The sequence below is a fragment of the Vibrio sp. B172a genome (assembly GCF_030248355.1).
Lineage (GTDB): Bacteria > Pseudomonadota > Gammaproteobacteria > Enterobacterales > Vibrionaceae > Vibrio > Vibrio owensii.
In genome coordinates, this window is the sequence record NZ_JAHGAC010000035.1 from 294,101 (window position 1) to 306,823 (window position 12,723).

The window sequence follows — 12,723 nt, forward strand, 5'->3', positions numbered from 1 at the left end:
TCTTAAACAGTTTGTTATATTTGATATTACACAATCGATAACCATCTCATTATGAGCCCGGCGATATACAAGCCTAAACAAATCGCCCAAAATCGAGCTATTGCATGCCCGATTTTTGCTTTAGGGTTATTCGCAGATCTCCATAAAGATCTAGTGGCAAAAATACCAAATGTTAAGAAGAATATAGACATTGAAATTTTCATGAAAACTATAGAGTAGCTATCAATCCAACCAACTAACTTCATCTGCAGTAAAGCCATATTAATAGCTGTAACCACTGCAAACGTAAGAATATAACCAACAATACTTACCAATACGACGGATTGCCAGACTGCTATTTCGCCGTTCCATGCTCGCTTAATAAACACCAAGTACTCCTTACTTATATTAAATATAACGCCCTGTTAAGGGGTGAGCAACGCAATACAAGAGCCGCCGCATACCGCCTTAAACACTAAAACCAACGCATAGTGAAAATGCCACGCGTTGCGAATCCCTCTTGAACAGTTTGTTAGGCTATTGACCCTCTGAGATTCTCACGTACGTCCCATTGAAGGTGACATTTAGCCCGCCACAACCGTTGTCTTTGCTAACTACGAGGGTATCTTGATCTAACAAAACTTGGAGAGTACAGCCGTCAACGTCATAGTCTATTTGATTACCTTTTAACGTTACAACTCCGTCGATTTCTCCAAAATTTACAAGGCCAGAAGAAGAGTCACCTACCCAAACTGATGTACCAGATAGTTCGTATGTGTTCGAACCCACCTTAGTCAAGTCAATAAAGGCAGTGTCAGTATCCAATTGATCATTGTTATACCGCTCATAATGCCCCTGAAAATCCGGAAAGACTGCTGAATATACAGGCGATGAAACAAGCAACATACTTAGAGCTACGCAAACTGTTTTCAAGCTCAAATTCTCCTCAATAGCCTAACGCCCTGTTAAGGGGTGAGCAACGCCATACTGAAGCCGCCGCACACCACCTTAATCACTTAAACCAACGCATAGTAAAAATGCCACGCGTTGCGAATCCCTCTTGAACAGTTTGTTAGCTTGATGCTTTCCCCAGAAGTTTATTGTTCATTTCAACGACTCCAAAGAATAAGATTACCCCTATAACTCCATTTAACACAGCCAAAGCCGATGGAATAAAGAAGGTTGAAAGATCTTTAGCATTCACCGAAGGCACCAATATGAACTTAACGTTGCATAAGTACCAAAGTAAAACTGGTAGTACCGAATAAGTACACCCTAGAACACGACTAGAAAGGCTTAAACTTGATTCCTTCAAAAACGCAGACACAAATCGAAATACCGTAAAAAGCCCAGCACTACCTAGCAAGAAGGTACCAAGCACACCGGCAGCAAAACCAATAATTAATAGGTTTTCGCTTATATATATTTCCTGTAGTGCGATAATGCCTAACAGCAAAGAAATAATTGATGTTACTCGGTAAGCCTTAATTTGCCTGATCCTCATTATTTTTCCCCAGAAAGCTAACGCCCTGTTAAGGTGTGAGCGACGCAATACCGAAGCTCCCGCATACCACCTAAAACACTAAACGCAACGCATAGCAAAAATGCCAAGCGTTGCGAATCACTCTTAAACAGATTGTTATGTGCCTGATTTAACGAATTTCGTATTGTGCCAAACCATTGTAACCACGCACATGAGAGACCGTTCTATAAATTTGATTTCCTCTGATCTCATACTGAGCTAAACCATTGTAACCCTCGACATGAGATACTGTTCGATAGATTTGGTCTCCCCTAATTTCATATTGAGCAAGACCTGAGTATCCATCAACGTGCGATACCGTTCGATAGATTTGATTACCTCTTATTTCATACTGAGCTAAACCGTTGTAACCGTCTACGTGAGAAACTGTCCTATAAATATTCGCCATAGAGTCACCTATTATGCAACTAAAACCACATTAGATATGGGGATAAACTCGAATACTTCAAGACTTTCGCTGGCACATAACGCTTTGCTAAGGTGTGAGCTACGCAATGCCCAAGCCTCTGCAGACCACCTTAAACACAAAAACCGACGCATGGTAAAAATGCCACGCGTTGCGAATCACTCTTAAGCAATTTGTTATGTTTGTTCTACATTCGCGCGATCACACCAATACTCTGAGTAACTTTCGTTTACCCAACACTCAATTCGTATTGTGCCAAACTCTTTATAAGTACCTAGTTCTTCTGAGATTGTTACACGTTCAGAAGATAATAAGTCACTAACTGAATCAGCCAAATCTTCAAACCCATAGAGTTCAACATTTTCGTTTTGACTTCGAAGATTAAGCTTCAGAACTCCTTGTTCTTCGGTTCGAGTCGCTATGAGACTACAAATAAAGTCTGGTCTCACACACTCAAATAGCTTCTTATAGCTGCTCATATTCCCTCCGAAAACATAACGCCTTGTTAAGGGGTGAGCAACGCAATACCGAAGTTGCCGCATACCCCCTAATCACTAACACCAACGCATAGTAAAAATGCCACGCGTTGCGAATCCCTCTTGAACAATTTGTTATGTGAACATGCAAACTCAGTATCCAATATCTAGGATCAGAAACAACGTTAATAAAAAAGGAGACCAGTACCAGATGCCCCCTTTCCAATGACGAACTACTAAAGTTTGGTATAGCAAAGCGACAATTAATACTAGTTCTAGAAAAAGCTGGAAAGGAAAGATCAACAATGAGTAAACCATCCCATACCCAGGAGCTTGGCCTGCTCCGCTAGGGTTACTCATTACACCGTCGATAAAGTACTCGAAATATAAGTAAATGAAATGGTTCAGTGTTAGTGCAACTAAAACAAACCTCACAATGCTGACGCTCCAAGTTTATGATTTGAAGTAGTATTTGTTCCAGTTCAGAAACTGTCGAGCATCATATTTTCATAAACTCGACATCAATCTCAGTTTTGTTCACATAACGCCCTGTTAAGGGGTGAGCAAAGCAATACCGATGCCACCGCATACCACCTTAAACACTAAAACCAACGCATAGTGAAAATGCCACGCGTTGCGAATCCCTCTTGAACAGTTTGTTATGTGCGTGCTTACGTTATGCACCAAACTGTTTTATGCGCTTAGCGCCAATAAAAAACTGATACTTACTTTGTTGAAGTAAGTCTAAATGGCGCTCAAACATGGGTACGCCATTGGATAAAGAAAGGTGGTAGACAAGTCCATTACCGACATACACCCCAACGTGTGCTCCGTATGAATCAGTAGAGTCGTTGTACATCATGATATCTAGCGGCTTAAACTCAGTGACCACCTCACTAAACTCCGAGTCATCCCACAATTCACTAGAACGGTAGTTAGGTGGATTTAGACCGAAGTCTCTGAGCAGGTTATAAGCAAAGACCTGGCAGTTAGCTCCAAGCGTTAAGTCTGAATCATCTTTGCAACCCGGTATGCGGGATGAAACGTATCTTACATTTTTAAATCTGTCGGGAATATCCATTTCCATTTTCTCCCAAAGCACATAACGCCGCATTAAGGTGTGAGCAACGCTACCACGAACCTAAACCGTTGCGCCGAAAACACGAAACCCAACCTTGAACTAAAAATTCCAAGCGTTGGGAATCACTCTTAAATGCTTTGTTATGTGCGTACTAAACATTACCACTGCAAGACGAGTTAAAAGAAAACATACGTACTTCATCACGTGGAAACCAACCTAGTTTTTCATAGAAATATTGAGCATTCAGGTTTTCATTGGCAACAAATAAGTGAGTTTTAGCTATACCAATGTTCGATAATGCATCGACCGCTGAGGATATGAGTTTGGCACCAATGCCTTTGCCTCGACAATTCGCGTTTACAGCCAAATGTTGTACGTAGCCTCGACGACCATCTGTACCCACTAAAATTGCACCTAGAATAGTGCCACCATCTACAGCGACAAAGCTGAGATTGGGGTTACGTTCTAAGTACTTACCTATGTTTTCTCTAGAGTCTGCATCACGCAGCAACATAGCTTCTGTTTCAGACCAAAGCTCAATAACTTGAGAGTAATCCGAGATATCCATTTCTCTAATCAATGCCATTTTCCCTCTAAGCACATAACGCCGCGTTAAGTGGTGAACAACGACAACCACCAAACCTAAATCATTGTGCCGTAAACACTAAATTCAAAGCAAACCGAAAATGCCAAGCGTTGTGAATCCGTCTTGAACGCTTTGTTAGCCATACTCTCACCGCAATTTTTTGACCAAGTAATGTACGGCTGTAGATACTGGGTAGTTTTCTAACGTCATTTGGCACGAATAGCCATTCTTTTCATAAAATGGACGAGCTTGAAAGCTGAATGTCTCGACCTGTGCATATTGGCAACCTTGTGACGCGGCATGTTCTTCAAGTTGCTTGAGTAGATGTGTTCCCATGTTGCTTCCACGCAACGACTCTGCGACCCACAACAACTTAACATGGAGCCAATTACCCCAAATTTCTGCGGTAATACCTGCTATTTTGTCTTGTTCATCGTTGTAAACATAGATTGCTACTGGTTGCTCAACTACGCCTTCGAGGTGCTCATCATTGTATTTTCTAAGATGTGAGCGGATTTCCTCAATGTCGCTAATTTTCGGGTTCGAATCTAGCTCAATTTTCATAGTTATTCCTTGTATGGCTAACGCCCTGTTAAGGTGTGAGCAACGCAATACCGAAGCTACCGCATACCACCTTAAACACTAAACGCAACGCATAGTAAAAATGCCAAGCGTTGCGAATCACTCTTAAACAGATTGTTAGGTTTTTATAGGACAATATCGTTATTTGTTGACGCCACTTCACTTAAAGTTTTATGTTGTTCTGTCGCTATTTCTAATTGCTTTTGACTTCCTTCCCATACTAATTTTTTCATATTGTACGCATCCCTGTATTGAAGGTACTTCATCAATGAGGCACCTCCTAAAAGTAACCAACCTGTAATCAATGTAAATACAAATTCAATCGGTGTCATACTTGTAAGTTTTAATCCTGCAAACTCAATCTTAAGAGCAAGTGCAAATATAACTATCGTTGAACCTAGAGTCATTAAAAGGTTTGAAGGTCCTTTTTCAGCTATTGATGACATCTTGACCGCCATATCTGTTATAACACCCAAAGAACTTTCGAGTTCCGATATGGATTTGCTATTACCTACATTATTTTCTGACATGTTTTCTCCTTCTAAATGAATAAAAACCTAACGCCTTGTTAAGGTGTGAGGCGCGCAATACCGAAGCTCCCGCATAACACCTTAACCACTAAAACCAACGCATAGTAAAAATGCCACGCGTGCCGAATCACTCTTGAACAATTTGTTATACATTTATTCCGCCGCCTCTCGAAGCCAACTATCTAAGGACTCACGCGGATTTAACCTATATGCTCGTTCAACGTTTGTCTCGTCTGGCGGCATGATTTCTGCGTTGATATAAAGTTTATTTCGACAATTTAAGCTATCTAAGTAACCTTCAATATCCAAGCGCTTAAGAGTCGACTCCATCGCAGATAAAAGAACTGCCGTAGTCTCTTCACTAAAACCACATTCAGCACTCACATTGTCCAAAAGTAGTTCAACATCTGAGAAGTATTCATCGCAGAAACCAAACAACGGTGAGTCTGCATATGACCATTTTATTTCTTCTTGGTCTTCAGAGGATGAAGCTTCGGTTTGCAACAGCTCGTCAGACCAAGCCGAAAATATAGGTCGATGCCCCTCTCCAGTTGTGACCAAAGCTACGTAATAGAAGTGATGCTGCTTAAACTCAGACGACAACCTTACTATTATTGATTTGGTCGCCTTGTAGAGCATATTTTCTAGTTGTATAAGTTTCATATTGCTCCAAATGTATAACGCCTTGCTAAGGTGTGAGTAACGCAATACAAAAGCTACCGCACGGCGCCTTAATCACATAAGCCACCGCAAAGTAAAAATGCCACGCGTTACGAATCACTCTTAAGCAATTTGTTAGTACATGCGCTACTTCTATTTATGCGCCCCAAGATATTGAAAATTGAGATGATATGAAAGACTTTGAACACTGAAGTGAGACGGGCAGCTACAAAACTTAAACTCGGTTAAGAGGAGAAAGTTGGCTAGAAGAAAAACGAACTGAACTGCCCTACTTTTACTGGCTTAAAATTAGGAAAGGATTCATTCCTCGTACTTCAACAGCAACACCAAAAGTCACCAAGGTTCTCTCAAAAGCCACCACAAAAATGAAGAAGCACCAAAGAAATAGGCTAAGAGTTAGAAACCGTAAACGGTGAAATCAAAGCGAACACTCCGCATATAGTGCCACCGGAAAGAGCGTGAAAGGTACAAACGAAAAGGTGTAAAGACGAGCGCCAAAACAGATAAACACCAAAACTTATGACCTTTGATGTAAAACCCGTACTAACGCCCAATTAAGGTGTGAAGCGCGCAACCACGACACTCAATTTAACCACCGTAATCACCAAACTTAAACCAAACTAAAAATGCCAAGCGTGCTGAATCACTCTTAAATTGCTTGTTAGCCCTATGCCCAAAGGTTGCACGCCTCTACCGCTTCGATTTTAACACCGAAACTAGAAATGCTAGGTAACGTGGCATTGTGGTGCTCTCGAATTTGAGCCCCACTGGCGTGCTCCTTATCATGAGTTGTGTGAGCATCCGAAACCAAAGTTACGGGGTAGCCTAAACCTGCAGCTCTGCGAATGGTGGTATCAACGCAAAACTCTGAGGCGTAGCCACACACAATTAAGCTATCTACATCGAGTTCATTCAAAACACTTTGAAGATTAGTATTCAAGAAAGAGTCTGGTGTTGTTTTGCGAACGAAATGGTCACCAGTTTGTGTAATTAAGCTCGACTGCAATGCCCAACCAGCGCTTTCGTATTCAATAACAGATTTAGGTTGCTCGTGCTGAACAAAGATAACTGGGACAGACTTAGCACGCGCCAATTTCGTAACTTCATTAATTTTGGTGAGTACGATTTGTGACTCAAATGGTTGAGGTTCCGGGTCGAACAGAATCGACTGAACATCAATAACTAATACTGCAGATTTCATTGTTTTCCTCTGATAGGGCTAACGCCTTGTTAAGGTGTGAGGCACGCAATACCGTAGCCTCCGCATACCACCTTAAACCCTAAACCTAACGCATGGTAAAAATGCCACGCGTGCCGAATCACTCTTAAACAATTTGTTATGTGTTAGATTTTAAAGACTAATTTTTGTTTTTGAGCAATAAGCTCAACATCTTCAAGTGGCTCATATTTCCATTTGGACAACGCTTGTACAGCTACCTTTTCAAAGATCCCCTTTGGGGTGGAATCGATTACAACAATATCAGCCACATCTCCATTTTTAGTAATGTTAAACGTCATGACCACATACCCTGACAGGTTATTCTCTACTGCAACTTTAGGGTATCTCGGCGATACAAACTCTATTGGCTCCAGATCTAAATATTCCGATGAGTAAGTGTTTTCTACAGAACTTGAACACCCTACTACTAAGATCAAGATAAATAATTGCAAAAATCTCATAATCTCTCTCTGACACATAACGCCCTGTTAAGGTGTGAGCAACGCAATACCGATGCCTCTGCATACCACCATAAACACAAAACGCAACGCATAGCAAAAATGCCACGCGTTGCGAATCACTCTTAAACAGATTGTTAGCTGTGTTAACTCTCGTGGTCTATTTTACGACTGAACCATGTATATTCTGAATAATCGAAAGTGTCACCAAACAGTTCGTCTATACGTTTCTTGATTATTACGTAGTCCCCTCGCGATCTACCACGATCATGGCATTGACTATTAGATTCGATCTTTTGTGCCAAGTAAGTTATTGCATCTTTATTAAACAAATCAATATATGGCGCTATTGATAACTGGAATCGAGAATCCGCTTGATCGTAACTATAACTAGCACCGTAATATGACGCCAAAATATTACAAACCTTTTCCTGCCACTCTTCTGAATCACTGATAACCATTAATAAATCAAATTGCTCTTGTGTGAAGTTTGGGTGCTCTGTACTCAAAATCCATTGCAAAATATCATCAGCATGCTGGCTTAAGCTATCCTTGATAAACCACCCGATGGTTTTACCCATGCTTTCATTTTCAATACAGTGCTTGATTTTAAGCTGCGCGTCTTCACTCAATAATGGATATAAATTCGAATTTTTCGAAAGAAAGTAGACTAAAAATAGTAATGGCTTACCTGAAGAAGCAATATTACTAAAGTAATCTCGGTCACCAGATATACAATCTGATAATGAAGCAACATTTCTACTAGCTAATGTTTCTAGTGCATACAAATTGATCTTTCGGTTTTTATCGCATTCTTCATTTTCTAGCTTAAACACAAGCTTCCAAAACGACCGGAATAGATTTAATTCAACTTTTTCTGTAGTTCGACTCAAGTAACGACTTTCTAGATACTTTTTAACTTTTTTCCTATCAATCAAAACTGAAGACGATTCAGAAATATCAGACAAGATTTCTTTTAATATATGCTGCGTATAAAACGGAGGCTTAATTAATAGATCTTCTAGTGTATTTCTGATCAATGAACGAACTGTTTCTTTGTTTGGAGAGTGTAACTCTCGATTAGCATTTAGGACTGGATGAGCAGACAAGTGACGCTGTTTTTGTAAGTATCTTAAGTTTTCATACTCTGCCGAATCTAATAAATTTGTTTTTGAGAAAACATCGTCTACTAATTTTACTTCCCACGAAGCTGACTTTGGATCAGCTTCTTGAATAGCAGTTAAATCTCTCAGAATCTCTTTAGCTGAACCATCATCGTACAGATCAATAAGACTCTGAAGCTTGTAAACAATATCGCACACCGCAACTGACCAAAGCATTACAACCGAAGAGCGGTAGTTTCCATTGTGATATGAAGACAAAACTTCATTGAAGTATGACTTGCTTTTACCATAATGAATTGATTCTGAGATTTTTTCTAATGAAAATTCTTCCATTTTTACAATTTACCTATTTATTACCAAGCTAATAACACAGCTAACGCCCTGTTAAGGGGTGAGCAACGCAATACCGATGCCTCTGCAAACCACCTTAATCACTAAAACCAACGCATAGTGAAAATGCCACGCGTTGCGAATCCCTCTTGAACAGTTTGTTATGTGCGTGCTAATTGAGGTACTTTGCCAATGTTGCTGCCCTGTCAAAACTACTCTGTAATCTTCGTAGTCTAATGAGCTATAGAGTTTTTTAGCTGCAACATTATCATCACCGACCTCTAATGTGATTTTGAGGTAATCATTATCACGACAATACTGTTCGATACCATTCAGTTGTGCCTTGCCAACACCTTTACCACGAAAGTTGTCCGACACCATAAAATCATGGATATTCATCACTCTTTGCGCACGATAAGTTGAGAACGATTCAAAGCAAACTGCAAAACCAGCAGGCTTATTGTCGACAAAACTGATAAATCCGTGGAAATAAGGCAATGAAAATAGCTGAGCAATTACTGCGAGATCTAGCTCAACTGAAAGTTCAGATAGGTACTCTCTAAACAAAGCCTCGAATATACCTTTGTCCTCAACGCTTTCTGTTTCGATACGCCTGATTGTGATTTCCATATTCTTTTCCACCAAAGCACATAACGCCCTGTTAAGGTGTGAGCAACGCAATACCGAAGCTCCCGCATGCCACCTTAATCACAAAACGCAACGCATAGCAAAAATGCCACGCGTTGCGAATCACTCTTAAACAGTTTGTTATGTGTTTCGAACCTACTCAGTAGGTACTTGTATTTTAAGAATACAATCGATCACACTGTATTTATGAACGTTTTCAGTTTCGGATTTGACTAAAGCCTTTGTGTGTGCCGGATCTAGTACTATAACCCCAGTCACGGACTCATTTACTTGACATGGAGATATAGAATCGAAGTCAAACTTTCCAGCAACAAGCTCAAGAGTTGTTCCCATTCGGCTACCAAAAGCCATAGACAATATTAAGACAACATAACAGGCGGACAACTTGTTTATGGAGTAAAACGTGTCTACGCCAGTTGAACCTTTCTGACTTACTGTAATGCATATAATTGCTAAAAAGGTACCCAAAGCGAGCCAAGGTGATAGAAGTAAGAGCATTGAAACTGGTTTTGTGAAACTAAAATACCCCTCATTTACACCAAATACCTGATTTATCATGATCCCAGAATAACCATCTAATACATAGAGAATTACAGCTCCAAATACAAACGATAGGAACGTAACTTCAAACTTTGACTCATTAAGCCTATCTTTAAACCAGTGAAACACAGGAACACTGGCACAGTAAGCACAAAGCGCACCCGACAAAGCAAAAGACAGAACAAATATCTGTTCTTGATAAAAAGTAATAGCTGATAATGAAAGTGCAGATAAAAATACACCAAGAATACCAGCTAAATCATGCAACTTGAAACTAGAGTATTTTCTATAATTATGAAACGAAATTATCCATACAATTCCAAGTAATCCTACAAGAATAGCGAACTCGTACTTTTGAATAGTTTCTAACAACTCAATATTGTTTTTAATAAATGAAACTTGAACGTAGTCATTTATTAGCATTGCTGTCGATGGGATCAATAATGATAACGCTACCAATGTAGCTAAAATAGTCTTAAAATTCATAAAATTACATTTAAAGTTAAAGTCGGCGATAATACTACGAAAGGAAACCAGTTACCACATAACGCCGCATTAAGGTGTGAGCAACGCTATCATCTAACCTAAACCGTTGCACCGTAGCCACGAAAGCCAACTTTGAACTGAGAATGCCAAGCGTTGGGAATCACTCTTAAATGCTTTGTTATGTGGTCAGACACCCGAAATGTTTCATAGCAGAAATTTATACTTTTGTGCTCTAATTGTTCACCTTTGCAATAGTACCAATTGTCGGCATATTTTTCAGAACGACGCAGATTATTTCCACTAGGATGAAGTGCTAATGCATACTGATAATTCCCTTTAATATTATGTTTCTCATAGGCCTTTTTCCCTACGAAGAGAACATGTATGCAAGCACTATCATTAGACTTTATGAATTTTTCTATATTTGACTTCTGGTCTACACCGTCAACAAATCTGTTCACAAGAAGAACCTTTGCTTTACTCCAAAGTTGTTCGGCAAACTCATTTGCAGGAATTGCATGCATTCTCAGATAAGAAAGTGCCTTGAGTGAATTCTCTCGACCGAACAATAGATTAAAGATCATTTCTAACGAGTCTTGAACCTTTATCCATTCGGTCACCAAAAAAGCAATATTTCCAATATCTTGGTACAAAGATACTTTAGATTTCTTACACTCTACGCTGAAATTAATACCAGCGAGAGCTTGCTTGTATGGCTCTTGCCCTACGATTATTTTGACTGTAGTTAAGCACCCATACTTTAGCGGAAATTCTTTCCAAAATTGATTCATGACTACCATCTAAATTCTCAGTCTTACTTATACCACATAATGCCCTGTTAAGGGGTGAGCAACGCAATACCGATGCCGCCGCATACCGCCTTAAACACTAAAACCAACGCATAGTAAAAATGCCACGCGTTGCGAATCCCTCTTGAACAGTTTGTTATGTACGTGGTTGGTTCTATCCCCAGAAACACCCATAAGTATCGTCTTCCAATATTTCCAAGAAAGCTTCTAGAAGTTGAATCTCTGGAACTGGCTCATACGAATGCCATTTTTGGTCGGATTTCATCCAGTAAATTTTCCACGCATCACGCGACTTATAATATTTGACTTTGGCTACTGGGCACTCCATTTTTTCGGATGGATCATTCCACTTAGGACGTATCTCGAAGATTTCGATGACTTGCCCCTCTAAACGATACCCAATATCAAGTTGGTTGCGGATCTCTTCTGGCGGCCGACAAGAATCAAGGTACTTCTCCACTACCTTTCTATAACGCTGTTGCTCAATTTCTGAAAATGTCATATCTATCACCTAACCCTTTAATTAAGCTAAGTTTACGACCTAATTTCATACGTTGGCTAGGTTAATTTTCGAGAAAGTACATAACGCCGCATTAAGGTGTGAGCGACGTTTGGCTAAACTTGAGCGAAGCGAAAATGCCAAGCGTTGCGAATCACTCTTAAATGCTTTGTTATACGCGTGCTGACACTACAACGGAACTTTCATAACCTTATGATTTGGCTCACTTTCAATATCAACCGCTAACCAACCTAATGACTCGTACAACGATGGTACATTTGTGTAAGCATACAGGTTACTTTGAGTTGCTGCTGATACTTGGCTAACACCTCGGTTAATCAGTTCACTAGCAAGACCTTGACCGCGCCACTCTGGTGAAACATAAACAGCATTAAACCAAATAACTTCTGAGTCACCAGAGGCTCTTTAAAGCGCGAATAAGCAAGACCACCGATAACTTGATTGTCTCTGAGAGCGACAATTACCGGTGGAAGATTAGATTGTGGTTTATAAGTATCTACGAACAGAAAATCAGACCATTCCGTTTGAAACAGCTTCTCTAGAGCAACCCAATACTGACTATTCTCATCGCAATTTCTGAATACTACCTTGTTCATATTGGATTATTTCCTCAAAAGCGTATAACGCCCTGTTAAGGTGTGAGCAACGCAATACAGATGCTGCCGCATACCACCTTAAACACTAAACGCAACGCATGGTAAAAATGCCACGCGTTGCGAATCACT

The 12,723-nt window shown here is 40.0% G+C and carries 15 protein-coding genes and 2 pseudogenes; all 17 read right to left on the minus strand.

Translation table 11 applies throughout. The features are described from left to right. Positions 1 to 26 precede the first annotated feature (26 nt). The 17 genes and pseudogenes from KIT90_RS25795 to KIT90_RS25935 all read right to left on the minus strand — a co-directional run bounded on the left by KIT90_RS25795 (position 27) and on the right by KIT90_RS25935 (position 12,594). Complete coding sequence (locus KIT90_RS25795) at positions 27 to 368, minus strand: hypothetical protein (RefSeq protein ID WP_074534684.1); 342 nt, start codon at positions 366 to 368, stop codon at positions 27 to 29. Positions 369 to 1,051: 683 nt separating this feature from the next. After that, on the minus strand, positions 1,052 to 1,531 hold the full coding sequence (locus KIT90_RS25810) for a hypothetical protein (RefSeq protein WP_285379412.1): 480 nt from the start codon (positions 1,529 to 1,531) through the stop codon (positions 1,052 to 1,054). Positions 1,532 to 1,631: 100 nt separating this feature from the next. Further along, positions 1,632 to 1,910 (minus strand): hypothetical protein, encoded by a 279-nt coding sequence (locus tag KIT90_RS25815; protein ID WP_140366015.1) that lies wholly within the window; start codon positions 1,908 to 1,910, stop codon positions 1,632 to 1,634. 194 nt (positions 1,911 to 2,104) lie between these two features. Then, entirely contained in the window at positions 2,105 to 2,407 is a 303-nt protein-coding gene (locus KIT90_RS25820) for a hypothetical protein (RefSeq protein WP_081235098.1), read from the minus strand. Positions 2,408 to 3,080: 673 nt separating this feature from the next. Further along, entirely contained in the window at positions 3,081 to 3,491 is a 411-nt protein-coding gene (locus KIT90_RS25835) for a hydrolase (RefSeq protein WP_031847708.1), read from the minus strand. A gap of 145 nt (positions 3,492 to 3,636) precedes the next feature. Continuing rightward, positions 3,637 to 4,071 carry a GNAT family N-acetyltransferase gene (locus KIT90_RS25840; protein WP_074050619.1) on the minus strand — a complete coding sequence of 145 codons (435 nt, stop codon included), beginning with the start codon at positions 4,069 to 4,071 and terminating at the stop codon, positions 3,637 to 3,639. Between the two features lie 147 nt (positions 4,072 to 4,218). Continuing rightward, positions 4,219 to 4,635 carry a GNAT family N-acetyltransferase gene (locus KIT90_RS25845; protein WP_029790017.1) on the minus strand — a complete coding sequence of 139 codons (417 nt, stop codon included), beginning with the start codon at positions 4,633 to 4,635 and terminating at the stop codon, positions 4,219 to 4,221. Between the two features lie 143 nt (positions 4,636 to 4,778). After that, the gene (locus tag KIT90_RS25855; RefSeq protein ID WP_065274605.1) at positions 4,779 to 5,183 is read right to left on the minus strand and encodes a hypothetical protein; all 405 of its coding nucleotides are present in this window, start codon (positions 5,181 to 5,183) and stop codon (positions 4,779 to 4,781) included. 153 nt (positions 5,184 to 5,336) lie between these two features. Next, positions 5,337 to 5,846 (minus strand): DUF4303 domain-containing protein, encoded by a 510-nt coding sequence (locus KIT90_RS25865; RefSeq protein WP_017634602.1) that lies wholly within the window; start codon positions 5,844 to 5,846, stop codon positions 5,337 to 5,339. A 685-nt stretch (positions 5,847 to 6,531) separates the two neighbouring features. Next, positions 6,532 to 7,065, minus strand: coding sequence for a cysteine hydrolase family protein (locus KIT90_RS25875; RefSeq protein WP_005535745.1), 534 nt, complete (start codon positions 7,063 to 7,065; stop codon positions 6,532 to 6,534). 143 nt (positions 7,066 to 7,208) lie between these two features. Further along, positions 7,209 to 7,544: an energy transducer TonB gene (locus KIT90_RS25885; protein WP_010648852.1), complete on the minus strand. Its 336-nt coding sequence runs from the start codon at positions 7,542 to 7,544 to the stop codon at positions 7,209 to 7,211. A 143-nt stretch (positions 7,545 to 7,687) separates the two neighbouring features. After that, positions 7,688 to 8,998, minus strand: a complete 1,311-nt coding sequence (locus KIT90_RS25895) for a hypothetical protein (RefSeq protein ID WP_285379418.1) — start codon at positions 8,996 to 8,998, stop codon at positions 7,688 to 7,690. Between the two features lie 183 nt (positions 8,999 to 9,181). Further along, positions 9,182 to 9,625: pseudogene (locus KIT90_RS25905) on the minus strand (N-acetyltransferase family protein); the annotation flags it as partial. Positions 9,626 to 9,778: 153 nt separating this feature from the next. Beyond that, positions 9,779 to 10,669 (minus strand): hypothetical protein, encoded by an 891-nt coding sequence (locus KIT90_RS25915; RefSeq protein ID WP_285379421.1) that lies wholly within the window; start codon positions 10,667 to 10,669, stop codon positions 9,779 to 9,781. A gap of 98 nt (positions 10,670 to 10,767) precedes the next feature. Then, positions 10,768 to 11,460 carry a hypothetical protein gene (locus KIT90_RS25920; protein WP_285379422.1) on the minus strand — a complete coding sequence of 231 codons (693 nt, stop codon included), beginning with the start codon at positions 11,458 to 11,460 and terminating at the stop codon, positions 10,768 to 10,770. Positions 11,461 to 11,632: 172 nt separating this feature from the next. Next, on the minus strand, positions 11,633 to 11,980 hold the full coding sequence (locus KIT90_RS25930) for a DUF3024 domain-containing protein (protein WP_285379424.1): 348 nt from the start codon (positions 11,978 to 11,980) through the stop codon (positions 11,633 to 11,635). 186 nt (positions 11,981 to 12,166) lie between these two features. After that, positions 12,167 to 12,594 (minus strand): annotated as a pseudogene (locus KIT90_RS25935) (GNAT family N-acetyltransferase). Positions 12,595 to 12,723 lie beyond the last annotated feature (129 nt).